24 protein-coding genes and 1 tRNA gene are annotated in these 24,371 nt (G+C 62.2%); 5 read left to right on the forward strand and 20 right to left on the reverse strand.

Annotated features, from left to right (window positions below; all coding sequences use genetic code 11):
* Positions 1-13 precede the first annotated feature (13 nt).
* From QUG01_RS13485 to tpiA, 16 genes are all read right to left on the reverse strand, one after another.
* Positions 14-1,513 carry an NADH-quinone oxidoreductase subunit M gene (locus QUG01_RS13485; RefSeq protein ID WP_500830606.1) on the reverse strand — a complete coding sequence of 500 codons (1,500 nt, stop codon included), beginning with the start codon at positions 1,511-1,513 and terminating at the stop codon, positions 14-16.
* A gap of 37 nt (positions 1,514-1,550) precedes the next feature.
* A complete protein-coding gene (gene nuoL, locus QUG01_RS13490) occupies positions 1,551-3,602 on the reverse strand; it encodes an NADH-quinone oxidoreductase subunit L (protein ID WP_500830594.1) in 2,052 nt (683 codons plus the stop codon).
* A 33-nt stretch (positions 3,603-3,635) separates the two neighbouring features.
* Positions 3,636-3,941, reverse strand: coding sequence for an NADH-quinone oxidoreductase subunit NuoK (gene nuoK / locus QUG01_RS13495; protein ID WP_011134506.1), 306 nt, complete (start codon positions 3,939-3,941; stop codon positions 3,636-3,638).
* A 27-nt stretch (positions 3,942-3,968) separates the two neighbouring features.
* A complete protein-coding gene (locus QUG01_RS13500; RefSeq protein ID WP_500830595.1) occupies positions 3,969-4,613 on the reverse strand; it encodes an NADH-quinone oxidoreductase subunit J in 645 nt (214 codons plus the stop codon).
* 9 nt (positions 4,614-4,622) lie between these two features.
* A complete protein-coding gene (nuoI, locus tag QUG01_RS13505; protein WP_199153626.1) occupies positions 4,623-5,102 on the reverse strand; it encodes an NADH-quinone oxidoreductase subunit NuoI in 480 nt (159 codons plus the stop codon).
* Between the two features lie 29 nt (positions 5,103-5,131).
* Positions 5,132-6,178 (reverse strand): NADH-quinone oxidoreductase subunit NuoH, encoded by a 1,047-nt coding sequence (nuoH, locus tag QUG01_RS13510; protein WP_500830596.1) that lies wholly within the window; start codon positions 6,176-6,178, stop codon positions 5,132-5,134.
* A 3-nt stretch (positions 6,179-6,181) separates the two neighbouring features.
* On the reverse strand, positions 6,182-8,509 hold the full coding sequence (gene nuoG / locus QUG01_RS13515) for an NADH-quinone oxidoreductase subunit NuoG (RefSeq protein WP_500830597.1): 2,328 nt from the start codon (positions 8,507-8,509) through the stop codon (positions 6,182-6,184).
* A gap of 3 nt (positions 8,510-8,512) precedes the next feature.
* Positions 8,513-9,808, reverse strand: coding sequence for an NADH-quinone oxidoreductase subunit NuoF (nuoF, locus tag QUG01_RS13520; RefSeq protein WP_043623640.1), 1,296 nt, complete (start codon positions 9,806-9,808; stop codon positions 8,513-8,515).
* A complete protein-coding gene (gene nuoE / locus QUG01_RS13525; RefSeq protein WP_500830598.1) occupies positions 9,808-10,308 on the reverse strand; it encodes an NADH-quinone oxidoreductase subunit NuoE in 501 nt (166 codons plus the stop codon). Before nuoE ends, nuoF begins: the two co-directional genes overlap by 1 nt.
* Positions 10,308-11,561 carry an NADH-quinone oxidoreductase subunit D gene (locus QUG01_RS13530; protein WP_071109986.1) on the reverse strand — a complete coding sequence of 418 codons (1,254 nt, stop codon included), beginning with the start codon at positions 11,559-11,561 and terminating at the stop codon, positions 10,308-10,310. The genes nuoE and QUG01_RS13530 overlap by 1 nt, the downstream gene beginning before the upstream one ends.
* The gene (locus tag QUG01_RS13535; RefSeq protein ID WP_500830599.1) at positions 11,554-12,150 is read right to left on the reverse strand and encodes an NADH-quinone oxidoreductase subunit C; all 597 of its coding nucleotides are present in this window, start codon (positions 12,148-12,150) and stop codon (positions 11,554-11,556) included. The genes QUG01_RS13530 and QUG01_RS13535 overlap by 8 nt, the downstream gene beginning before the upstream one ends.
* 11 nt (positions 12,151-12,161) lie before the next feature.
* On the reverse strand, positions 12,162-12,638 hold the full coding sequence (locus QUG01_RS13540; RefSeq protein ID WP_019103471.1) for a NuoB/complex I 20 kDa subunit family protein: 477 nt from the start codon (positions 12,636-12,638) through the stop codon (positions 12,162-12,164).
* The gene (locus QUG01_RS13545; RefSeq protein ID WP_043580265.1) at positions 12,629-12,985 is read right to left on the reverse strand and encodes an NADH-quinone oxidoreductase subunit A; all 357 of its coding nucleotides are present in this window, start codon (positions 12,983-12,985) and stop codon (positions 12,629-12,631) included. Before QUG01_RS13545 ends, QUG01_RS13540 begins: the two co-directional genes overlap by 10 nt.
* 91 nt (positions 12,986-13,076) lie before the next feature.
* Positions 13,077-13,161 (reverse strand) — tRNA-Leu (locus QUG01_RS13550).
* A gap of 20 nt (positions 13,162-13,181) precedes the next feature.
* Complete coding sequence (gene secG / locus QUG01_RS13555) at positions 13,182-13,532, reverse strand: preprotein translocase subunit SecG (protein WP_043623651.1); 351 nt, start codon at positions 13,530-13,532, stop codon at positions 13,182-13,184.
* 1 nt (position 13,533) lies between these two features.
* Entirely contained in the window at positions 13,534-14,280 is a 747-nt protein-coding gene (tpiA, locus tag QUG01_RS13560) for a triose-phosphate isomerase (protein ID WP_500830600.1), read from the reverse strand.
* A gap of 170 nt (positions 14,281-14,450) precedes the next feature.
* Between tpiA and pstS the strand changes: the two genes are divergently transcribed.
* From pstS to QUG01_RS13585, 5 genes are all read left to right on the forward strand, one after another.
* Positions 14,451-15,488 (forward strand): phosphate ABC transporter substrate-binding protein PstS, encoded by a 1,038-nt coding sequence (gene pstS, locus QUG01_RS13565; RefSeq protein WP_103318361.1) that lies wholly within the window; start codon positions 14,451-14,453, stop codon positions 15,486-15,488.
* An 85-nt stretch (positions 15,489-15,573) separates the two neighbouring features.
* A complete protein-coding gene (gene pstC / locus QUG01_RS13570) occupies positions 15,574-16,536 on the forward strand; it encodes a phosphate ABC transporter permease subunit PstC (RefSeq protein ID WP_500830601.1) in 963 nt (320 codons plus the stop codon).
* Between the two features lie 19 nt (positions 16,537-16,555).
* Entirely contained in the window at positions 16,556-17,464 is a 909-nt protein-coding gene (gene pstA / locus QUG01_RS13575) for a phosphate ABC transporter permease PstA (RefSeq protein WP_368671535.1), read from the forward strand.
* A gap of 3 nt (positions 17,465-17,467) precedes the next feature.
* On the forward strand, positions 17,468-18,241 hold the full coding sequence (gene pstB, locus QUG01_RS13580; RefSeq protein ID WP_199153594.1) for a phosphate ABC transporter ATP-binding protein PstB: 774 nt from the start codon (positions 17,468-17,470) through the stop codon (positions 18,239-18,241).
* A 238-nt stretch (positions 18,242-18,479) separates the two neighbouring features.
* Positions 18,480-19,934, forward strand: a complete 1,455-nt coding sequence (locus tag QUG01_RS13585; protein ID WP_500830602.1) for an inorganic phosphate transporter — start codon at positions 18,480-18,482, stop codon at positions 19,932-19,934.
* A 197-nt stretch (positions 19,935-20,131) separates the two neighbouring features.
* Here QUG01_RS13585 and recG read toward each other — a convergent pair whose 3' ends face one another.
* The 4 genes from recG to QUG01_RS13605 form a co-directional block, all read right to left on the reverse strand.
* The gene (gene recG / locus QUG01_RS13590) at positions 20,132-22,180 is read right to left on the reverse strand and encodes an ATP-dependent DNA helicase RecG (RefSeq protein ID WP_500830603.1); all 2,049 of its coding nucleotides are present in this window, start codon (positions 22,178-22,180) and stop codon (positions 20,132-20,134) included.
* Positions 22,181-22,263: 83 nt separating this feature from the next.
* Complete coding sequence (locus QUG01_RS13595; RefSeq protein ID WP_043623668.1) at positions 22,264-22,695, reverse strand: DUF2147 domain-containing protein; 432 nt, start codon at positions 22,693-22,695, stop codon at positions 22,264-22,266.
* 89 nt (positions 22,696-22,784) lie between these two features.
* Complete coding sequence (locus QUG01_RS13600; RefSeq protein WP_500830604.1) at positions 22,785-23,624, reverse strand: PhzF family phenazine biosynthesis protein; 840 nt, start codon at positions 23,622-23,624, stop codon at positions 22,785-22,787.
* Positions 23,624-24,091, reverse strand: coding sequence for a DUF4124 domain-containing protein (locus QUG01_RS13605; RefSeq protein WP_500830605.1), 468 nt, complete (start codon positions 24,089-24,091; stop codon positions 23,624-23,626). The genes QUG01_RS13600 and QUG01_RS13605 overlap by 1 nt, the downstream gene beginning before the upstream one ends.
* Between the last annotated feature and the right edge of the window lie 280 nt (positions 24,092-24,371).

Below are 24,371 nucleotides of genomic sequence, written 5' to 3' on the forward strand. Positions count from 1 at the left end.
ATTCCTTCCGCGCTTACAGCTTGCTCTGCGCAACATGCGTGATCAGGTCGTTCACCGCCAGGTGCATCTTGGAGACGAAAGCCTCGGGGTACAGACCCATGCCCAGCACCATGACCGCCAGGATGGCCAGCACCAGGAACTCGCGCTTGTTGACGTCGGACAGTTCCGCCACATGCTGGTTGGCCACATCGCCGAAGATCACGCGCTTGTACATCCACAGGGTGTAGGCGGCGCCGAAGATCAGGGTGGTGGCGGCCAGCGCGGCGTACCAGAAGTTCACCTGCACCGAACCCATGATCACCATGAACTCGCCGACGAAGCCGGAGGTGGCCGGCAGGCCGGAGTTGGCCATGGCGAACAGCATCATGAAGGCGGCGAAGATAGGCATCTTGTTGGCCACGCCGCCGTAGTCGGCGATGTTGCGGCTGTGCACGCGGTCATACATCACGCCGATGCAGAAGAACATCGCGGCGGAGACGAAACCGTGAGACACCATCTGCACCAGCGCGCCTTCCACCGCCCACTGGTTCATTTCGTTGCCGGCGAACAGGAACATGCCCAGCGTCACGAAGCCCATGTGGGAGATGGACGAATACGCCACCAGCTTCTTCATGTCGGACTGCACCAGCGCCACCAGGCCGATGTACACCACCGCCACCAGCGACAGGCCGATGATGATGGGCGCCACTTCGCGCGAGGCATCCGGCAGAATCGGCAGCGCGAACCGCAGGAAGCCGTAAGCGCCGATCTTCAGCGTGATCGCGGCCAGCACCATGGAGCCGCCGGTAGGCGCTTCCACGTGGGCGTCCGGCAACCAGGTATGCACCGGCCACATCGGCACCTTCACCGCGAACGACAGGAAGAAGGCGACGAACAGCAGGATCTGCACCGTCAGCGGAATCTTGGCGATGGCGTGGAAGGCCAGGATGTCGAAGCTCTTGCCAGCCTGGAAGTACAGGTAGATCAGCGCCACCAGCATCAGCAGCGAGCCGAGCAGGGTGTACAGGAAGAACTTGATCGACGCGTAGACGCGACGCGGACCGCCCCAGACGCCGATGATCAGGTACATCGGAATCAGCATGCCTTCGAAGAAGACATAGAACAGAATGGCGTCCAGCGCGGCAAAGGCGCCGTTGATCAGGCCGGACATGATCAGGAAGGCAGCCATGTACTGCGCCACGCGCTTCTGGATCACTTCCCAGCCGGCGATCACCACCAGCAGCGTGGTGAAGCTGTTCAGCACCACGAACAGCATCGAGATGCCGTCCACGCCCAGGTGGTAGTTGATGTTGAGCGCGGCGATCCACGGCTTCAGTTCTTCGAACTGCATGCCGCCGTTGAGGTTGTTGAACTCGGTGAACAGCGGCACCGACAGCAGGAAGCCCGCGAGGGCCCCCGCCAAGGCCAGCCAGCGCGCCAAGGGCGCGCGCTGGTCGCCGCCGGTGGCCAGCACCACGAGGCCGGCCAGGATCGGCGTCCAGATCACCAGACTTAGCAGATTTGTGGACATAATCAAACCTATATTGTTATTTCAATCCCGGAGGCCGGACTCAACGCAAAATCAACGGCAGGAACCACCAGGTCATCAGACCCAGCACGCCGATGATCATGGCGGTGGCGTAGCTGTAGATGAAGCCGGTCTGCATGCGGCGGATCACGCTGGAGAACCAGCCGATCAGCTTGGCCGTGCCATTCACCAGCAGGCCGTCGATCAGCAGCATGTCGCCCACCTTCCAGAAGAAGGTACCGATGGCGCGGGAACCCTTGGCGAATACGGCGAAGTAGATCTCGTCCAGGTAGTACTTGTTTTCCAGCAGCGCGTTGATCGGCGCGAACTTCTGTTTGATGGCGGCCGGAATGTGCGGCGCCTTCATGTAGAAGTACCAGGCGGTCACCACGCCGGCCAGGGCCAGCAGGAACGGCAGGCTGGTGAACGAGTGCAGACCCATGGCGACAGCGCCGTGGAACTCATGCGCCAGTTCTTCCATGGCCGGGTGCGCTTCGTTGTTGACGGCGATCACGCCCTTGAAGAAGTCGCCAAACACCAGCTTGTCGATGCCGAAGTAACCGACCAGCACCGACGGAATCGCCAGCAGCACCAGCGGCAGCGTCACCACCCAAGGGCTTTCATGAGGCTTGTCGTTCGGACCCAGGCCATGGTGGTGATCGTGGGAAACCTCTTCATCCGCGCTATCGCCATGGTGCTCGTGGTGCGAGCCATGGTTCTGCATCCAGCGCTCCTTGCCGTGGAAGACCAGGAAGTACATGCGGAAGGAGTAGAAGGCGGTCACGAACACGCCGGCGATCACGGCGAAGTAGGCGAAACCGGCCGCGGACAGATGCGAAGCGGCCACCGCCTCGATGATCGAGTCCTTGGAGTAGAAGCCGGAGAAGAACGGCGTGCCGATCAGCGCCAGCGAACCCAGCAGCGAGGTGATCCAGGTGATGGGCATGTACTTGCGCAGGCCGCCCATATTGCGCATGTCCTGGTCATGGTGCATGCCGATGATCACGGAGCCGGCCGCCAGGAACAGCAGCGCCTTGAAGAAGGCGTGGGTCATCACGTGGAACATCGCCACCGAGTACGCCGACGCGCCCAGCGCCACGGTCATGTAACCCAGCTGCGACAGCGTGGAGTAAGCCACCACGCGCTTGATGTCGTTCTGCACGATGCCGAGAAAGCCCATGAACAGCGCGGTGATCGCGCCGGCCACCATCACCACGTTCAGCGCGGTGTCGGACATCTCGAACAGCGGGCTCATGCGCGACACCATGAAGATGCCGGCCGTCACCATGGTGGCGGCGTGGATCAGCGCGGAGATCGGGGTCGGGCCTTCCATCGAGTCCGGCAGCCACACGTGCAGCGGGAACTGCGCCGACTTGCCCATCGCGCCGATGAACAGCAGGATGCAGGTGACGGTCATCAGCGACCACTCGTGGCCCGGGATGATCTCGATGGTCTTCTGGGCCAGCGCCGGCGCGGCGGCGAACACGTCGCTGTAGTTCAGCGAGCCGCCGAAGTACGCCAGCACCATGCCGATGCCCAACAGGAAGCCGAAGTCGCCCACGCGGTTGACCAGGAAAGCCTTCAGGTTGGCGAACACCGCGGTCGGCCGCTTGAACCAGAAGCCGATCAGCAGGTAGGACACCAGACCCACCGCCTCCCAACCGAAGAACAGCTGGACGAAGTTGTTGCTCATCACCAGCATCAGCATCGAGAAGGTAAACAGCGAGATGTAGCTGAAGAAACGCTGGTAGCCCGGATCATCCTGCATGTAGCCGATGGTGTAGATATGCACCATCAGCGACACGCTGGTGACCACCACCAGCATCATCGCGGTCAGCGAGTCGACCAGGAAGCCGACCGCATACTCGTGGCCGCCGACAGTCAGCCAGGTGTAGACCGGTCCATTGAACACTTCCGCGCTTCCGTTGAGGAAACCCAGGAGCACCTTGAGCGACAGCGCGGCGGACACCGCCACGCCGGCTATCGTCACGACGTGCGAAGCGCGCCGTCCGATCGCCCATCCAAACAGGCCTGCAATGATGGAACCCGCCAGCGGAGCGAGTGCAATCAGCAGGTATAAGCTCTTCATATCCATGCTTTTGTGCTTTAGTTGTGGTTCCGGTTTGCCTTAGCCCTTGAGGCTGCCCAAGTCTTCAACGTTGATGCTCTGCAGGTTGCGGAACAACACCACCAGAATCGCCAAGCCAATGGCGGACTCGGCGGCGGCAACCGTCAGGATGAAGAACACGAAGATCTGCCCCGCAGAATCCGACAGGTAATGCGAGAACGCGATGAAGTTGAAATTCACCGCCAGCAGCATCAGCTCGATGGCCATCAGCAGGATGATCAGGTTCTTCCGGTTCAGGAAGATGCCCAGCACGCTGATGGCAAACAGGATAGCGGCCAGCACCAGAAAGTGAGTCAGTGTCAGCACGTTTCCTCCCTTGTGGTTGATTGGCCGTCAGGCCTGTTGCTCACCGGAAGCGGCCGCTTCGGCCTCTTCCACTTTTTTCACGGCGTCCATCTTGACGATGCGGACGCGGTCTTGGCTGCGCACCTTCACCTGGACGGCCGGATCGATCACCTTGCTGTCCTTGCGCGTGCGCATGGTCAGGCCGATGGCGGCGATCATCGCCAGCAGCAGCACCACGGCGGCGATTTCGAACGGCAGCAGATAGGTGGTGTACAGCTGGCTGCCCAGCAGCTTGACGTTGCTGAAATCGGCGGCCAGCGGCGCGGCGGCCTTGAACTGGCCGAGGCCGGCTTGCGGGCTCATCAAGATCAGCGCCATCTCGAACACCATGATGGCGCCGACCAGAGCGGCCACCGGCAGGTTCTTCCAGAAGCCGGCGCGCAGCTGCTCGATATTGATGTCCAGCATCATCACCACGAACAGGAACAGCACCATCACCGCGCCGACGTAAACCAGCACCAGGGTGATCGCCAGGAACTCCGACTCCATCAGCAGCCAGTGGCCGGCGCTGGTGAAGAAAGCCAGCACCAGATACAGCGCGGCGTGCACCGGGTTCTTGGCCGTCACCACGCGCAGACCGGCGAAGATCAGGATGGCGGACAGAACGTAGAAAATTACCGTAGTTAGGTTCATGGCCTCCCCTTAGCGATACTTGGCGTCAGCCGCCTTGTTGGCGGCGATCTCGGCCTCGTACTTGTCGCCCACAGCCAGCAGCATCGGCTTGGTGTAGTAGAGGTCGCCACGTTTTTCACCGTGGTATTCGAAGATGTGCGTTTCCACGATGGCGTCCACCGGACAGGCTTCCTCGCAGAAGCCGCAGAAGATGCACTTGGTCAGGTCGATGTCGTAGCGCGTGGTGCGGCGGGTGCCGTCGTCGCGCTGTTCGGACTCGATGCTGATGGCCATCGCCGGGCACACCGCCTCGCACAGCTTGCAGGCGATGCAGCGCTCTTCGCCGTTGGCGTAGCGGCGCTGGGCGTGCAGGCCGCGGAAACGCGGCGAGATCGGCGTCTTCTCTTCCGGGAACTGCACCGTGATCTTGCGGGCGAAGAAGTAGCGGCCAGTGACCATCAGGCCCTTGACCAGCTCCACCAGCAGGAAGGTCTTGAAAAAGTTGCGGATCGAATTCATTTTTTCACCTATCCCCTGTCTCAGTGCCAAATCGACAGCGGGGTAAACATCCACACGCCTACCACCAGAATCCACACCAGGGTCACCGGGATGAACACTTTCCAGCCCAGGCGCATGATCTGGTCATAGCGATAGCGCGGGAAGGTGGCGCGGAACCACAGGAAGCAGAACAGCACCATCGACATCTTCACGGCCAGCCAAAAGAAGCCGCCGGCGCCCAGGATGCCCCAGGAAGCCGGGAACGGAGACAGCCAGCCGCCCAGGAACAGCAGGGAGGTCAGCGCCGCCACCAGAATCATGTTGGCGTATTCGGCCAGGAAGAAGATGGCGAAGGCCATGCCCGAGTATTCCACGTGGAAACCGGCCACGATTTCCGATTCGCCTTCCGCCACGTCGAACGGCGCGCGGTTGGTTTCGGCCACGCCGGAGATCAGGTAGACGATGAACAGCGGGAACAGCGGCAGCCAGTTCCAGGAGAACAGCGAACCGCCGGCCATGCCCACGGCCTGCTGCTTGACGATGTCGACCAGGTTCAGGCTACCGGACACCATCAGCACGCCGACCAGGGCGAAGCCCATCGCCAGCTCGTACGAGACGATCTGGGCGGCGGAACGCATCGCGCCGAGGAAGGAGTACTTCGAGTTGCCCGCCCAGCCGGCGATGATCACGCCATACACGCCCATGGACGTCAGCGCCAGGATGTAAAGCAGCGAGGCGTTGACGTTGGCCAGCACCAAGTGGTCGGTAAACGGAATCACCGCCCAGGCCGCCAGGGCCGGGCCGATGGACAGCACCGGCGCCAGCAGGAACAAGCCCTTGCTGGAGTTGGTGGGCAGAATGATTTCCTTCATCAGCAGCTTGACCGCGTCGGCGATGGGCTGCAGCAGACCGAACGGGCCCACGCGGTTGGGGCCGATCCGGATCTGCATATAACCGATCACCTTGCGCTCGGCCAGCGTCAGATAGGCCACTGCGCCCAGCATCGGCAGCACGATGGCGATGATCTTCAGCAGGGTCCACACCAGGAGCCCCACGTCAGTGCCAAGAATACCTTGCAAGAACTCCATGGTTTACCCCTGCTTGATCTCGATAGCGTCGAACATGCCGCCCAGCGCCAGCGTTGCTGCGTGCGCGGTGGCGACCCGTACCACGTCGGCCGGCAGGCTGTCCTCGGCCTCGACGCGCACGCGCGCCTCGCCCGAACCCTGCTTCAGCAGCGCGGTGGAACCGGCGGCGATGCCCAGCTTGGCCAGCAGGCTGCCGTGCGCGCGGGCGACGGCGGCGTCCTTGGCTTCGTTGGTTTCCTGCAGCGGCTTGGCGCGGCGGCTGATGGCGTCGGCCTGGTACATCGGCACTTCGCCGACGCGGACGATGCCGGAGGCGACTGCCGGGTTGGCGGCGACCTTGGACAGCGCGTTGTTCAGCTTGGCGGACAGATCGCCTTGGGCGAACTCGGCGCGTACGTCCTCGGCGCTGTTCTGCTCGAAACCGGCCAGATTCAGCATATTGCCCAGCACGCGCAGCACCTTCCAGGCCGGGCGGGTTTCGCCCAGCGGACGCACCACGCCGTTGAAGGTTTGCAGCTTGCCTTCCATATTGACGAAGGAGCCGGCGGTTTCCGAGAACGGCGCGATCGGCAGCAGCACGTCGGCGTAATCCAGCAGGCCCTGGCCCTTGTAGGCGGTCAGCGCGATCACGGTAGCGGCTTGCTTCATCGCGGCCACGGCGGCCTGCGGGTTGTAGCTGTCGAACTCCACTTCGGTGTTCAGCAGGAAGTAGGCCTTCTTCGGCTTGGCGATCATCGCGGCGGCGTTGTCGCCGTTGGCCGGCAGCGCGCCCACCAATTCCGCGCCCACGCTGTTGGCGGCTTCGGCCAGGATGCCGAAACGCGCGCCGGACAGACGGGAGATTTCCTGGGCCAGCGACAGCAGCTGGCTGTAGGCCGGATGGTGCTGCGCTACATTGCCCAGCACGATGGACGCGGTTTCCGCGCCGGTCAGGCTGGCGGCGATGCGGCGCGCCTGTTCGGACACCTCCACCGACGACAGGTCGATCTCGGCGGAGCCGGCCTTGATCTCGGTCACAGCCTTCAGCACTTGCGACAAGGCGTTGACCAGCGCCAGCGGCGACACGATCAGCTTGCCGTTGATCTTGGTCAGCAAATTGTCGTCGGCGACGTGGATAATGTTCAGCTCGCTGCCCTGCTTGACCGAAGCGCGCAGACGGGCGGCCAGCAGCGGCTGCTCCTTGCGCAGCGACGAGCCGACAACCAGCACGGACTTGGCGTCGCCGAGTTCGACGATGCTGGAACCCAGCCACTCCGCGCCCTGCTTGGCGGCATCGGCGGAGAAGTCGCTGCGGCGCAGGCGGTAGTCGATGGCGTTCACGCCGAAGGCGCGCGCCAGCTTCTGGGCCAGATGCAGTTCTTCGGTGGTGGAGTGCGGGTTAAGCAGGAAGCCGATGGCGTCCTTGCCATGATCGGCGGATACGCCGTTCAGGCCCTTGACCACGTAGTTCAGCGCGGTTTCCCAGTCGGTTTCGTGCCACTTGCCGTCGAACTTGATCATCGGCTTGGTGAGACGTTCAGCGCTGTTCAGGCCTTCGTACGAGAAGCGGTCGCGGTCGGCGATCCAGCATTCGTTGATGGCTTCGTTTTCCAGCGGCAGCACGCGCATCACTTCGTTGCTCTTCACCTGGACGATCAGGTTGGAGCCGAGGCCATCATGCGGGCTCACCGACTTGCGGCGCGACAGTTCCCAGGCGCGGGTGCTGTAGCGGAACGGCTTGGAAGTCAGCGCGCCCACCGGGCACAAATCGATGACGTTGCCGGAGATTTCCGAATCCACGGTCTTGCCCAGGAAGGGCAGGATCTCGGAGAACTCGCTGCGGTTGGCCATGCCGATTTCCTGGTAGCCGCCGATTTCCTCGGTGAAGCGGACGCAACGCGTGCAGTGGATGCAGCGCGACATTTCCTCGGCCGAGACCAGCGGACCCATGTCCTTGCCCACCACCACGCGCTTTTCTTCCTCGTAGCGCGAGGTGGAGTTGCCGTAGCCGACAGCCAGGTCTTGCAGCTGGCATTCCCCGCCCTGGTCGCAAATCGGACAATCCAGCGGGTGGTTGATCAACAGGAACTCCATCACGCCCGCCTGGGCCTTCTTGGCCAGCGGCGAGGCGGTATGGACTTTCATGCCGTCGGTGACAGGAGTGGCACAGGCCGGCAGCGGCTTAGGCGCCTTTTCCACTTCCACCAAACACATGCGGCAGTTGGCCGCGATGGACAGCTTCTTGTGGTAGCAGAAGTGCGGTATGTAGGTCCCAACGGAGTGGGCCGCTTCCATGACGGTGCTGCCCTGCTCCACCGTCAGTTTCTTACCGTCGATTTCGATTTCAAGCATCGCTCAACACCATTTGTGATCCACCAAGGTCTTTCCGTGTTCGATCGCGTACTCGAACTCATTGCGGAAATGCTTGGTGAAACTGCGAACCGGGAACACAGCGGCGTCGGCCAAGGCGCAGATCGTGCGGCCCGCCATGTTGTTGCCCACGGAATCCAGAAGCTCCAGATCGCCCGGACGGCCCTGGCCGTTGGCGATGCGGTGGATGACCTTGTACAGCCAGCCGGTGCCTTCGCGGCACGGCGTGCATTGGCCGCAGGATTCCTCGTGATAGAAATAGGCCAGGCGCTCCAGCGCCTTCACCATGCACACGTCCTCGTTCATCACGATCACGGCGCCGGAACCCAGCATCGAGCCGGCTTTGGCGATGCTGTCGTAGTCCATGGTGCATTGCATCATGATGTCGGCCGGCAGCACCGGCGCGGACGAACCGCCCGGAATCACCGCCTTCAGCTTCTTGCCGCCGCGCATGCCGCCGGCCATCTCCAACAGCTCGGAGAACGGGGTGCCCAGCGAGATCTCGTAGTTGCCCGGACGATTGACGTGGCCCGAGACCGAGAACAGCTTGGTGCCGCCGTTGTTGGGCTTGCCCTTCTCCAGGAAGGTTTGCGCGCCGTCGCGGATGATGAACGGCACCGAGGCGAAGGACTCGGTGTTGTTGATGGTGGTCGGCTTGCCGTACAGGCCGAAGCTGGCCGGAAACGGCGGCTTAAAGCGCGGCTGGCCCTTCTTGCCTTCCAGCGATTCCAGCAGCGCGGTTTCTTCGCCGCAGATGTAGGCGCCGTAGCCGTGGTGGGCGAACAGGTCGAAGTTGAAGCCGGTGCCCAGAATGTTCTGGCCCAGGAAACCCGCCTTGCGCGCCTCCTCCAGCGCCTCTTCGAAGCGTTGGTAGTCTTCGAAGATTTCGCCGTGGATGTAGTTGTAACCCGCCTTGGTGCCCATCGCGTAACCGGCGATGATCATGCCCTCGATCAGCGAGTGCGGGTTGTAGCGGATGATGTCGCGGTCCTTGAAGGTGCCCGGCTCGCCCTCGTCGGTATTGCAGACGACGTATTTGTCGCCCGGGAACGAGCGCGGCATGAAGCTCCACTTCAGGCCGGTGGGGAAGCCCGCGCCGCCGCGGCCACGCAGGCCGGAGTTCTTCACTTCCGCGATGACGTCCTCTTGGGTCATCTTGGAGTCAAGGATGCGACGCAGCGCCTGGTAGCCGCCACGGGCTACGTAAGCGTCCAGACGCCAGCAGTCGGGCTGCGCGGTGTCGACGCCGTCGAAAATCACGCCATTAGCGAAGACAGCCATTATTTCAACTCCGCCAGTTTTTTATCGATTGCTTCGGGCGTCATGAAGCTGCACATCTTGTGGTTGTTCACCAGCAAGACCGGCGCGTCGCCGCAGGCGCCCATGCATTCGCCTTCCTGCAGGGTGTACATGCCGTCGGCGCTGGTTTCGCCGATGGCGATGCCCAGCTTCTTCGAGATGTATTCCGCGGCGTTGACGCCGCCGGACAGCGCACAGGGCAGGTTGGTGCAGACGGTGATCTTGTACTTGCCCACCGGCTTCATGTCGTACATGTTGTAGAAGGTGGCGACTTCGTAGGCGGCTACCGGAGCGATCTCCAGATAGTTGGCGACGAACTCGATCACCTCCTTGTTGAGGCAGCGCGCTTCCGGGGTTTCACCGGTGGCGCGCCGCTCTTCCAGCGCGATGCGCAGCGCGCCCATGACGGCGGAGCGCTTCTGGTCGGCCGGGTATTTGGCGACCTCGCGGTCGATCAAGGCTAGCGATTGTGCGGACAGCATCAGCGGTCAATCTCCCCAAACACGATATCCTGCGTACCGATGATCGCCACCACGTCGGCGATCATGTGGCCCTTGGCCATCTCGTCCAGCGCGGCCAAGTGGGCATAGCCCGGCGCGCGGATTTTCAGACGGTACGGTTTGTTGGCGCCGTCGGACACCAGGTAGATGCCGAATTCGCCCTTCGGGTGCTCGACGGCGGCGTAGGCTTCGCCCTCCGGCACGTGCATGCCTTCGGTGAACAGCTTGAAGTGGTGGATCAGGTCTTCCATATTCGACTTCATGCCTTCGCGCGAAGGCGGCGCCACTTTATGGTTGTCCGTGATCACCGGGCCGGGATTGGCGCGCAGCCAGGCCACGCACTGCTGGATGATGCGGTTGGACTGGCGCATCTCTTCCACGCGGACCAGGTAGCGGTCGTAGCAGTCGCCGCCCACGCCCACAGGCACGTCGAAGTCCATCTTGTCGTACACATCGTACGGCTGGGTCTTGCGCAAGTCCCAGGCGATGCCGGAGCCGCGCAGCATCGGGCCGGTCATGCCCAGGTTCAGCGCGCGCTCAGGCGTCACCACGCCAATGCCCACGGTGCGCTGCTTCCAGATGCGGTTGTCGGTCAGCAGGGTTTCGTATTCGTCGACATAGGTCGGGAAGCGCTTGGTGAAATCTTCGATGAAGTCCAGCATCGAACCCTTGCGGCCTTCGTTCAGGCGCGCCAGTTCCTTGGCGTTCTTGATCTTGGACACGGTGTACTGCGGCATCGAATCCGGCAGGTCGCGGTAGACGCCGCCCGGACGGAAGTAGGCCGCGTGCATGCGCGCGCCGGACACCGCCTCGTAGCAGTCCATCAGATCCTCGCGTTCGCGGAACGCGTACAGGAACATGGTCATCGCGCCGATGTCCAGCGCGTGGGCGCCGATCCACAGCAGGTGGTTCAGGATGCGGGTGATCTCGGCGAACATCACGCGGATGTATTGCGCGCGCTCGGGAACTTCTATGCCGGCCAGCTTCTCGATAGCCAGGCAATAGGCGTGTTCGTTGCACATCATGGACACGTAGTCGAGGCGGTCCATGTACGGCAGCGACTGGATGTAGGTCTTGCTCTCGGCCAGCTTCTCGGTGCCGCGGTGCAGCAGGCCGATGTGCGGGTCGGCGCGCTGGACGACTTCGCCATCCAGCTCCAGCACCAGGCGCAGCACGCCGTGCGCGGCCGGGTGTTGCGGGCCGAAGTTCAGGGTGTAGTTGCGGATCTCAGCCACCGTAGCTCTCCTCGCGAATGATGCGCGGAGTGATTTCGCGCGGTTCGATGGTCACCGGCTGGTAGATCACGCGCTGCTGAGTCGGGTCGTAGCGCATTTCCACGTGGCCGGACAGCGGGAAGTCCTTGCGGAACGGATGGCCGACGAAACCGTAGTCGGTCAACAGGCGGCGCAGGTCGGGGTGGCCTTCGAACACGATGCCGTACAGGTCGAACGCTTCGCGCTCGAACCAGTTGGCTGCATTCCAGATGCCGTTGACCGATGGGATAACCGGGAAGACGTCGTCTTCGGCGAAGACGCGCAGGCGGATGCGGTGGTTCAGCTTGACGGACAGCAGATGGTATACCGCGGCGAAGCGCGGGCCGTCCCACGGCTCATCGCGGTAGGCGCTGTAGTCCATGCCGCAGACGTCGATGCACTGCTCGAAGGCGAGATCGGCGTGGTCGCGCAGCGTCTGGGCCACGGACAGCAGATCGGACGCCTTGCAGACGATGGTCAGCTCGTCCAGGGCCAGCGTGCTGCGCACGAGCTTGTCGCCCAGCGCGGCGGCAACGACCGAACCCAACGCTTCCATTTTCTTGGAGGCCATAAGTTTCTACCTTAGCGGGCGATGGTGTTGGTACGTTTGATTTTGTTCTGCAGCTGGATGATGCCGTACAGCAGCGCCTCGGCCGTCGGCGGACAGCCCGGCACGTAGACATCGACCGGCACGATGCGGTCACAGCCTCGAACAACGGAATAGGAATAATGGTAGTACCCGCCGCCGTTGGCACAGGACCCCATCGAGATCACCCAGCGCGGCTCGGCCATCTGGTCATACACCTTGCGCAGGGCCGGCGCCATCTTGTTGCACAGCGTGCCGGCGACGATCATCAGGTCACTCTGCCGCGGGCTGGGGCGGAACACGATGCCGAAACGGTCCAGATCGTAACGCGCCGCGCCGGCGTGCATCATTTCCACCGCGCAACAGGCCAGACCAAAGGTCATCGGCCACAGCGAACCGGTGCGGGTATAGTTGATAAGCTTGTCGGCTGTCGTGGTAACGAAGCCTTTCTCCAGAATCCCTTCTACTCCCATTCCAGAGCTCCCTTCTTCCACATGTAGACGAAGCCGAGCGTCAGCACGGCGAGAAATTCGACCATCACGCCCAGGCCATACACGCCCAGGTCCTTCAGCACCACGGCCCACGGAAACAGGAATGCGATTTCCAGGTCGAACAGGATGAAGAGGATGGCGATCAGGTAGTAACGGACGTCGAACTTCATGCGGGCATCTTCGAAGGCCTCGAAGCCGCATTCGTATGGAGAAAGTTTCTCAGAGTCGGGACGATTGGGCGCGAGCAGTTTGCCCAAGGCAATAGGGCCCACACCGACCAACAGTCCGACAATGACAAACATCAGAATGGGAAAGTAGTTTTGCAGCATTTCCCGTACACCCCCAAAAAAAGAGGGGTCACCCCCTCTTGGCTCCAAATAAAACAGGCCACCGGAGTCCCGGTGGCCTGTTTTTGAATGGTGGTGCCGACAGTGAGACTCGAACTCACACAGCTTTCGCCACTACCCCCTCAAGATAGCGTGTCTACCAATTTCACCATGTCGGCACAGCAAAGCTTTTAAATTGTCACTCCGGAATCTTGGAAGCCGTTCCGGAAGCGTTTTTATTAGGCGCGCCTGCCGGGATTTGCGGCGCAACCTGTTCAATCTTTCCACCCATCACACCAAGGTCATGCTTTCCGCCCCCGGAAAGGTATACCAGACCCATGGCTGTACAGAAGAACACTGCCGCGGCGACCGCGGTGGTTCTACTCAGGAAATTCGCAGAGCCAGACGCCCCAAACAGACTGCCGGACGCACCACTACCAAAAGCCGCACCCATATCGGCGCCCTTGCCATGCTGCATCAGAACAAGGACGATGATACTCACTGCGGACAGCAGGTTTACAATCCAAATAAGCGTCTTGAGAAGTTCCATACTATATCAATTTTCCTGCGGCTTGGCAAACCACTCTGAATGAATCGGCGTCCAGCGAGGCCCCTCCGACCAACGCGCCGTCGACGTTTTCCGTCGCCAGAATCGCCTCGGCGTTCTCCGCTTTGACACTGCCGCCGTAGAGGACGCGAATCTTATCGGAGCTGCCAATGTTTTGCAAGCACCAGTTTTTGATGAATGCATGAATTTCGGCGATTTGCTCAAGCGTCGCCACCTTGCCGGTGCCAATGGCCCACACCGGTTCGTAGGCGATGACGTAATCACCATCGGTCAATTCCGGCAGGATAGCAAGCTGCGCCGCAATCACTTCCAGATATTGGCCGGCTTCGCGCTGCTCCAGCGTCTCGCCTACGCACAGCACCGGCGTCACGCCGGCGGCGATGGCGTTGCGCATTTTTTGCAGCAGCGCGGCGTTGTCTTCGCCGAAATACTGGCGGCGCTCGGAGTGGCCAACCAAGGCGTAGCGGCAACCGATGTCGGCCAGCATGGCGGCGCTGGTTTCGCCGGTATAAGCGCCATCGGCGGCGAAGCGGCTGACATCCTGGGCCGACAAGGCCAGGCGGCTGCCCTTCAGGGATTCGGCCAGCGCGGCCAGATACACCGCGGGCGCGGCGATGCCGACGCCTTCGCGATTGGTAGCGGCATGGTCCAGCAGCGCGGACACCAGGGCCTGCGCGCTGTCAGCGCGCGTGTTCATCTTCCAATTGCCAATCACCAGCTTGCCGGACATGCCACTCTCCCCATCTTTGTTAAAAGAAGATGGCGCGCATTATAGCGCAGCCGGCAAGCGTCTCCAATGAAGCTGGATCAAGCATTTACGACTTGTAATATTACTGAAAGATTTGAGCTATACGATGGCGGCCATTACAACAGCAGCCCATTACACTTCGGGAGTTAAGCATGAAACAGTCCGTACGTCTGGCAGCGGCTCTTGGTTCCGTATTGATCGCCGGTTCGGTATACGCAGCAGACATCACTGGCGCAGGCGCAACCTTTCCCTACCCGCTGTACGCCAAGTGGGCGGCCAATTACAAGGGCGTCTCCGGCAACAACATGAACTACCAGTCCATCGGCTCCGGCGGCGGCATCAAGCAGATCCAGTCCAAGACCGTGGACTTCGGCGCGTCCGACATGCCGCTGAAGCCGGAAGAACTGGAAAAGTCCGGCCTGACTCAATTCCCGACCGTGATGGGCGGCGTGGTGCCGGTGTATAACATCCCGGGCATCGCCGCCGGCCAGATCAAATTCTCCGGTCCGCTGCTGGCCGACATCTACATGGGCAAGGTTGCCAAGTGGAACGACCCGGCCATCGCCAAGCTGAACCCGGGCGTCAAGCTGCCTGACCAGCGCATCTCCGTGGTGCGTCGCTCCGACGGCTCCGGCACTACCTTCATCTTCACCAACTACCTGTCCAAGGTGTCGCCGGAGTGGGCGAAAGAAGTCGGCTCCAACACCGCGGTCAGCTGGAAGGGCAGCTCGGTGGGCGGCAAGGGCAACGAAGGCGTGGCCAACTACGTGTCCCGCATCAAGGGTGCCATCGGTTATGTCGAGTACGCCTACGCCAAGCAGAACAAGCTGTCCTATGGCCTGCTGCAAAACCAGGCGGGCAACTTCGTGAAGCCGGACGAGGCTTCCTTCAAAGCCGCAGCCGCCAATGCCGACTGGAAAAAGGCCCCGAACTTCTACCTGCTGCTGACCAACCAGCCGGGCAAGGACAGCTGGCCGATCGCCGGCGCCACCTTCATCCTGATGCACAAGAAGCAGGACAAGCCGGCTCAAGCCACCGAAGTGCTGAAGTATTTCGACTGGGCTTACAAGAACGGCGACAAGACCGCCCAGGAACTGGACTACATTCCGATGCCGGACAGCGTGAAAACCGTGATCCGCACCAGCTGGAAGCAAATCACCGATAATGGCGGCAAAACCGTCTGGAACTGATCGCGCGACACGCTGAGCGTCGCACTCAGGCCGGGGGGAGCAAGCTCTCTCCGGCCTTGTGTCTGAACCACCAAGACAACGACACATGCAAAAACTGAACAATCAACAGCAGCTGGGGTATCAGCTGTTGCTGGATAAAATCTTCCGCGTGACCACCCGCAGCTTCGCCTTCCTGGTGCTGGCGCTGCTGGTGGGCATTCTCATTTCGCTGCTGATCGGCGCCATGCCGACCATCCAGCATTTCGGCCTGGGCTTTCTGACCAGCTCGGAATGGGATCCGGTGCAGGAGAAGTTCGGCGCCGTGGTGCCCATCTTCGGCACCCTGGTCACCTCCATCATCGCGCTCTTGATCGGCGTGCCGGTCAGCTTCGGCATCGCCCTGTTCCTGACCGAGCTGTGCCCGGCCTGGCTGAAACGCCCGCTGGGCATCGCCATCGAGCTGTTGGCCGGCATTCCGTCCATCATCTACGGCATGTGGGGCCTGTTCGTGTTTGCGCCGTTCTTCGCCGACCACATCCAGCCGTGGTTCATCGAACATCTGGGCGACGCGCCGCTGGTCGGCTTCCTGTTCCAGGGCGCGCCGATGGGCATCGGCCTGTTCACCGCCGGGCTGATCCTGGCCATCATGGTGATTCCGTTCATCGCCTCGGTCATGCGCGACGTATTCGAAGTGGTGCCCACCATGCTGAAGGAATCGGCCTATGGCCTGGGCTCCACCACCTGGGAAGTGGTGCGCCACGTCGTGCTGCCCTATACCAAGACCGGCGTTGTCGGCGGCATCATGCTGGGCCTGGGGCGAGCGTTGGGCGAAACGATGGCGGTCACCTTCGTCATCGGCAACTCTTCGCGCTTCACTACCAGCCTGTTCGAGCCGGGCAACTCCATCGCGTCCTCGCTGGCCAACGAGTTCGCCGAGGCCAACGGCGATTTGTACATCGGCTCGCTGATCGAGCTGGGCCTGATCCTGTTCTTCATCACCTTCGTGGTGCTGGCCTGTTCCAAGCTGCTGCTGCTGCGCCTGAAGAAGCAGGAAGGCAAGCCTTCCTGATATGAAAGACGTCACAACGATGAGCCAAGCGACAATGAACGACGCCTTGCCTACCGCTGCCGCCGCCTCCGGCCTGAAGATGGATAGCGCCATCTATCGGCGCCGGCGGCTGACCAACAAGCTGACCATGACCATATCGATGCTGACCATGGTCTTCGGCCTGTTCTGGCTGTTCTGGATCCTGATCACGCTGCTGCAGCACGGCCTGTCCGGCATCAACTGGCAGGTGTTCACCGAAAGCACGCCGCCGCCGGGCAGCACCGGCGGCCTGGCCAACGCCATCTACGGCAGCCTGGTGATGACCGCCTTCGGCACGCTGTTCGGCACGCCGATCGGCATCCTGGCCGGCATCTATCTGGCCGAATTCGGCCAGCGCGGCTGGCTGGCGCCGGCCACCCGCTTCATCAACGACATCCTGCTGTCCGCGCCGTCCATCGTGATCGGCCTGTTCGTGTATGAAGTGTACGTGGTGTCGGTGGGCCACTTCTCTGGTTGGGCCGGCTCCTGCGCGCTGGCCATCCTGGTGATCCCGGTGGTGGTGCGCACCACCGAGAACATGCTGCGCCTGGTGCCGAACAGCCTGCGCGAAGCCGCTGCCGCGCTGGGCGCGCCGCAATGGAAAGTAACGATGCAAGTGACGCTGCGCTCGGCCAAGGCCGGCGTGATGACCGGCATCCTGCTGGCCGTGGCGCGCATTTCCGGCGAAACCGCGCCGCTGCTGTTCACCGCGCTGAACAACCAGTTCTTCAACAGCAATATGAACCAACCGATGGCCAACCTGCCTATCGTGATCTTCCAGTTCGCGATGAGTCCCTACGAAGACTGGCACGCCCTGGCCTGGGCCGGCTCGCTGTTGATCACTTTCAGCGTCCTCACCCTGAATATCGTCGCCCGCTGGATGGGCGGTCGCAAGAATCAATCGAATTAAGGCATGACCACCATGACCACCCCTAGCTCCAAGCTCGAGGTTCGCAACCTTAACTTCTTTTACGGCAACTTCCATGCGCTGAAGAACATCCAGCTGGAAATCGCGCCACGCAAGGTAACCGCCTTCATCGGTCCGTCCGGCTGCGGCAAATCCACGTTGCTGCGCACCTTCAACCGCATGTATGAGCTGTACCCCGGCCTGCGCGCCGAGGGCGAGATCCTGCTGGACGGCCAGAACGTCCTGGGCCGAGACATCGACGTCAACCTGCTGCGCGCCAAGGTCGGCATGGTGTTCCAGAAGCCGACGCCGTTTCCGATGTCGATCTACGACAACATCACCTTCGGCGTGAAGCTGTACGAGAAGCTGTCCAAGGGCGAGATGGAAGACCGCGTCGAATGGGCGCTGCGCAAGGCCGCGCTGTGGGACGAAGTCAAAGATAAGCTGAAGCAGTCCGGCCACTCGCTGTCCGGCGGCCAGCAGCAGCGCCTGTGCATCGCGCGCGCGGTGGCGTCCAAACCGGAAGTGCTGCTGCTGGACGAGCCGACCTCGGCTCTGGACCCGATCTCCACCGCCCACATCGAAGAGCTGATTCATGAGCTGAAAGAGGACTACACCATCGCCATCGTCACGCACAATATGCAGCAGGCGGCACGGGTGTCCGACTTCACGGCCTATATGTATCTGGGCGAAATGATCGAGTTCGGCAAGACCGACAATATCTTCACCGCGCCGCAGGTCAAGGCCACCGAAGACTACATCACCGGCAAGTTCGGCTGATTGCCAAGCTGTCGGACAATCGGCCCCAGCCCATGCTGGGGCGCTTTGCTTTGTGCCCCGTCAATGATGATGACATCGACAGAAATCAAGGACTTACCCTGCCAGCCAGGCCGAGCTGTCAAGCGGATTCTACCGATTGGGTCGGCAAAACCACACGCTTTATATTTTTTTTATTTAAACTTGACGGCTCCCCCGCAGACCCCAACAATCCCGCCTTTACGATAAACACTGACTCGCCATGCTGGACCTGTTTTCCGGGCTCGACACCCATGTAGTCATCACCCTGGTGCTCTCTCTGGGCTTCGTGCTCGCTTTTGAGTTCATCAACGGTTTCCACGACACCGCCAACGCGGTGGCGACCGTCATCTATACCCAATCGATGAAGCCGCGCCTCGCCGTGTTCTACTCCGGCGTCTGCAACTTCCTTGGCGTGATGAGCGGCGGCCTGGCCGTGGCCTACGCCATCGTCCACCTGCTGCCCGTGGATCTCTTGATCTCGGTGAACACCAGCCGCGGCATGGCCATGGTGATCGCCTTGCTGGCCGCAGCCATTTTATGGAACCTCGGCACCTGGTATCTGGGCCTGCCGGCCTCGTCCAGCCATACGCTGATCGGCGCCATTCTCGGCGTCGGCGTGGCCAACAGCCTGATCAATCACACCTCGCTGTCCCATGGCATCAATTGGAGCAAGGCCATCGACGTCGGCGCCTCGCTGCTGGTTTCGCCATTGGTCGGCGCCATCATCGCCGGCGCCATCGTCATCCTGCTGCGCCGTTACCGGCCGCACAGCAATGTGCACAAGACGCCGTTCCAGCGCCAACAGGTAGAAGGCCGCAAACACCCGCCGTTCTGGACCCGCTTCATGCTGATCGTGTCGGCGATGGGCGTCAGCTTCGCCCATGGCTCCAATGACGGCCAGAAAGGCGTCGGCCTGATCATGCTGGTGCTGATCGGCATTGTGCCGGCCAAGTTCGTGCTGAACCTGGACAGCACGCCGTACCAATTGGAGCGCACCCGCGACGCCGCGCTGCATCTGCAGCAGTTCTATCAGCGCCACGAGGCCGACCTGTCCAAGATCATCGTCAAGTCCAACGGCAGCAGCCAGTACGAGTGCCACCCGCAACAGACCGTCGCCACCTCGGCCCAGTTGCTGCAATTGATGGGCGACGGCAGCGACTACCACCAGTTGAGCGCCTCGCAGCGTTGGGACGTGCGCACGCATCTGCTGTGCCTGGACGATGCGGCCAAAAATGCCGCAGCGCTGCCGAATCTGTCCTCCGATGAGAAGCAGCTGCTGAGCAATCTGCGCAAAGACCTGACCACCACCACCGAATATGCCCCGACCTGGGTGATCGTGGCCGTGGCGCTGTCGCTGGGCGTCGGCACCATGGTGGGCTGGAGACGCGTGGTGAAAACGGTCGGCGAAGGCATAGGCAAGAAGGACATGACCTATGCCCAGGGCGTGGCCGCGCAAGGCACCGCCGCCATCTCCATCGGCTTGGCCAGCTGGTTCGGCTTTCCGGTATCCACCACTCAAGTGCTGTCCAGCGGCGTGGCCGGCACCATGATCGCCGATAAAGCCGGTCTGCAAATGAGCACCGTGCGCTCTATCGCCCTGGCCTGGGTCTTCACCCTGCCGGCTGCGATGCTGCTGGCCGGCGGCATGTACTACCTGGCGGCGCAGTGGTTCTGATTTAAGCCGCAGCCTCTGTCAAAAAGCCGCTCCCTGAGCGGCTTTTTTTCATGCTTGATCCAGGTCAACGGCTTGTTTGTCTGCGCTTGAACCATTAATTAATGAATTGCTAATATGAACGCGCTTCATCAATGGTTTCTTTTGTTTGCAGCAATCCTCCCTCGCCGCCGCGATGCCCCCAATCGCGGCGGATTTTTTTACGCCTTCAAGAATTGCTCCCGCCCCGCCAGCCAGCGCTCCAGATGCGCCTCCGCCGCTTGCGGCCAGCGCTCCAGCAGAATAGGGGCCAGATCGCGCGCCGCCTCCAGCAAGGCTTGATCCTGCTCCAGATCGGCAAAGCGCAGCATGGGCAAACCGCTCTGCCGCGCGCCCAGAAACTCGCCCGGCCCGCGTATCTGCAAGTCCTGCCGCGCGATCTCGAAGCCGTCGGTATTTTCGTAGATCACTTTCAGCCGCGCCTTGGCCAGGTCAGACAGCGGGTTCTCGAACAGCAGCACGCACACGCTGCGCGCGCTGCCCCGCCCTACCCGGCCGCGCAGCTGGTGCAGCTGGGCCAGGCCCATGCGCTCGGCGTGTTCGATCACCATCAGGCTGGCGTTGGGCACATCGACGCCGACCTCGATCACCGTCGTCGCCACCAGCACGTCCAGCTGGCCGGCGGCGAAGGCCGCCATCACCTCGGCCTTTTCCGCCGCCTTCAAGCGGCCATGAACCAGCCCGATGCGCCGCCCTGGCAAGTCCCGCTGCAATTGCTGGTGGCAATCCACCGCCGTCTGCAGCTGCAAGGCTTCCGATTCTTCGATCAGCGGGCACACCCAATAGGCTTGATTGCCCTCGGCGCAAGTTTTCTCGACGAATTGCACCACCTCGGCGCGGCGCGGGCTGCCGATCAGCTTGGTGACGATGGGCGTGCGCCCCGGCGGCAGCTCGTCGATCACCGACACGTCCAGATCGGCGTAGAAGCTCATCGCCAGCGTGCGCGGAATCGGGGTGGCCGACATCATCAGCTGGTGCGGCTCCTCGCCCTTGTCCTGCAGCGCCAGCCGCTGGCCGACGCCGAAACGGTGCTGCTCGTCGACAATGGCCAAGCCCAGCTTGTGGAAGGCCACATCATCCTGAAACAGCGCATGGGTGCCCACCGCCAGCCGCGACTGGCCGGAGGCGATCTCATCCAGCGCCAGTTGCTTGGCCTTTTTGCGCAGGCTGCCGGACAGCCAGGACACCTGGATGCCCAGCGGCGCCAGCCAGCCGGACAGTTTCAGATAATGCTGCTCAGCCAGGATCTCCGTCGGCGCCATCAGCGCTACTTGGTAACCGGCCTCTATCGCGGCCAACGCCGCCAGCGCGGCGACGATGGTCTTGCCGCTGCCGACGTCGCCCTGCAGCAGCCGGTGCATGGGGTGGGGCTGTTTCAGATCGGCGCGGATCTCGTCCAGCACCCGCCGCTGCGCGCCGGTCAGATTGAACGGCAGCTGGGCCAGCAGTTTTTCGGTCAGCCGGCCATCGCCGACAATGCGCGGCGCCTGGCCCAGCCGCCGCGCGCGATAGGCCAGACGCATCGACAGCTGCTGCGCCAGCAATTCGTCAAATTTCAAGCGCTGCCAGGCAGGCAGCTGCGGATCAGCCAGTTGCTGCGCCGACCACTCCGGCGGCGGCTGATGCAGCAGACGGATGGCCTCGGCAAACGGCTGCAGCGCCAGCGGCAACAGCAGCGGTGCCGGCAACAGCTCATCCAGCTTTTGCGACTTCAGCTCGGCATGCACCAGCTTGCGCAGCACCGGCTGAGTCAGCCCGTTGACGGTGGGATAGACCGGGGTCAGGCTTTCCGCCAATGGCGCGCCCTCGCGGACTTCGCGCGTCTTGGGATGCACCATCTCGTCGCCGACGAAACCACGACGGATCTCGCCCAGCGCGCGGATGCGGTTGCCCTCGACAAACTGCTTGAGCTGGCTGGGATAGAAATGAATGAAACGCAGCATCAGCGTGCCGCTGCCATCTTCGATCTGCACCCGGAGCTGCTTGCGCGGCTTGTAGCTGACCTCGTGCGCGGTGACGGTGCCCTCCACCAGCACCGGCTGGCCATAGGGCGCGTCGGCAATCGGGTAAAGGTGGGTTTCATCCTCGTAGCGCAGCGGCAGATGCAGCACCAGATCGAAGCGGCGGCGGATGCCCAGCTTTTCCAGTTTTTTGACCAGCGCGGCCGGCGCGGCCGGCGGCTGATTGGCGAGATCGAGCGGCGAATTCATGTAGGCGATTGTACCCAACAATGACAAAGGCGGAAGCGGCTTGCGCCGGCTTCCGCCTCGTCGTGCCGATCAGCCGGCAACGATTACTGCTGGCGTTCCCACACTTGGCTGCGGAAGAACGGGCCGATGTAGCCGCGCACGCGCAGCTTCTTGCCGTCTTCGATCAGCTTGGCGCCGGAGGTGTAGATCTTGCCGGATTTCGGATCAAGAATCTTGCCGTCGCTCCATTCTTCGCCATCCTTCTTCAGGCCCCACAGGATCTGCATGCCATTGACCGGCTTGTCCTTGTTGGCGCCGTCGCACTTGTCGCACACCGCGTCCGGGTGTTGATACAGCTTGATGACTTTGCCGCTCAACTCGCCGTTCGGGCCTTCGTTGATCTGCACCAGCGCCTTGGCCTGATGGGTTTCGTCGTCGATGGTCTTCCACAGGCCGGCGGCGCTGCCAGCCAGAGCCATCTGGCTGGCCAGGCCGAACACGGCGGCCACGCAAGCGGCTTTGGCGATTCGAATCATGATGTTTTCCTCGTTCGTTTATTATGAAACAACAGTTTGGAGTAGCGGCTCTAGGATGCCAATTGGCGGGCCAACCGTCAAGCCAGTCCTCACAGTTGCAATACCCCTTCCCCCATCGCCATGACGCGGCCGCCAACCAGCACCGCGCCATCCATCCCCACCTCCAGGTACAAGGTATTGGGTCGCTTGATCGCCTCGCCCTGCTCGACGCGCCAGGCCAAAGGCGCCAGGCCGTTCAGCGCGCACCAGCCGCCCAAGTTGGCGCAGGCGCTACCGGTGCCCGGATCCTCGATCACCGCGCCCAACTGCTCGAAGAACAGCCGCACCGTGGCTACGCCGTCCTGCTGGTGCCAGAGATAGGCAATCGCCTTGCCCGGTGTCTTGGCCGCGTGGCGCCTGAAATTTTCCGGCTCGGGTTGGGCGCGCAGCACCGCCTCGCGGCTGGCCAGTGGCACCAACAATTGCTCGGCGCCGGCATCGACCCACTCGGCAGGGCCGGCCAGATCGGCCGGATCCAGGCTTAACATCGCGGCGACAGTCGCGGCCGATAAACCCGATGGCGCAGACTGGGCGCTCAACGCCCGCAACCGGAACACGCCATCGCGGCGCGTGATGGGAATCAGGCCAGATCGCGTGCGCAGCGTGAACGCGTCGCCGCTCTCGCCCATGTCATGCAGCACAGCCGCCGCACCAATGGTGGGATGGCCGGCGAACGGCAATTCATAAGCCGGCGTGAAGGTGCGCAGGCTGGCGGCGCATTCGGCGTCGCCTGGAAACAGAAACACCGTTTCCGACAGATTGAATTGCCGTGCGATCAGCTGCATGTCCTGCTCCGACAAGCCGCCGGCATCGGTGAACACGGCCAAGGGATTGCCGCCGAAACGCTGCTCGGCAAACACATTGACGATGCGGTATCGGTAAACGCTCATCAGTCCTCCTTATATAGATGGCATGCCCGATCCTGCATCTGATCCTCCACCCTGGCAAGACGCATTTGTACCCGATCCGCCGCCTTGCGCGATGCCGCTTGCCGCATCTGCTCGCTCAACGCCCGCTGTTTGTCGCCCAGGCGACGGCAGCGCTCCCGCTCCGCCAGCCATTTCTTGCGCGCCTCGCGACGCTCGCGCTCGGCAGCGGCTTCGGCTTTTTGCTGCGCCTTCTCCCGCTTGCCCAGCCAGTCCGCCAGGTCGCGTCGATATCGTTGCGTAGCGGCGCGGTCACGCTCATCCTGCTCCACCACGCTGAACGGCTGAGCATTCATTTCAATGCGCTGGCTACCCAAGGGACAAGCCTGCTGGCTGTAAGCGATCCGCCCATCGGGCTCGCGGCACTTATAAACCTGCGCGGCGCACGCTTGATCGGCCAAAATTATTCCCAGCAGCATCAGGATCCGCATCACCCACTCCGCTTGCCATCATGTCGTCACCATGCCAAGGCAGGAGCATTTGACGCTACTGGCCACAAGTCGTGCCGCCTCGCTGCGGCGAGTTGGCACAAACACTGCGCCTTACTGATCTGATTGCCCCAGGCTGTCTCCATTTAGCGACGCAAGACAGATGGCAGTGCTGAGCTCATTAGGCTAGCGTTACCCGCCATAAGAAAGGCTATGTCCCAATTGTAAGTTGGTAGCCTCGCCCCACCGCTTCCTGCAAACAATGCACAGGTTGTATCTGCTG

The sequence above is a fragment of the Chromobacterium sp. CCUG 76385 genome, assembly GCF_059916625.1.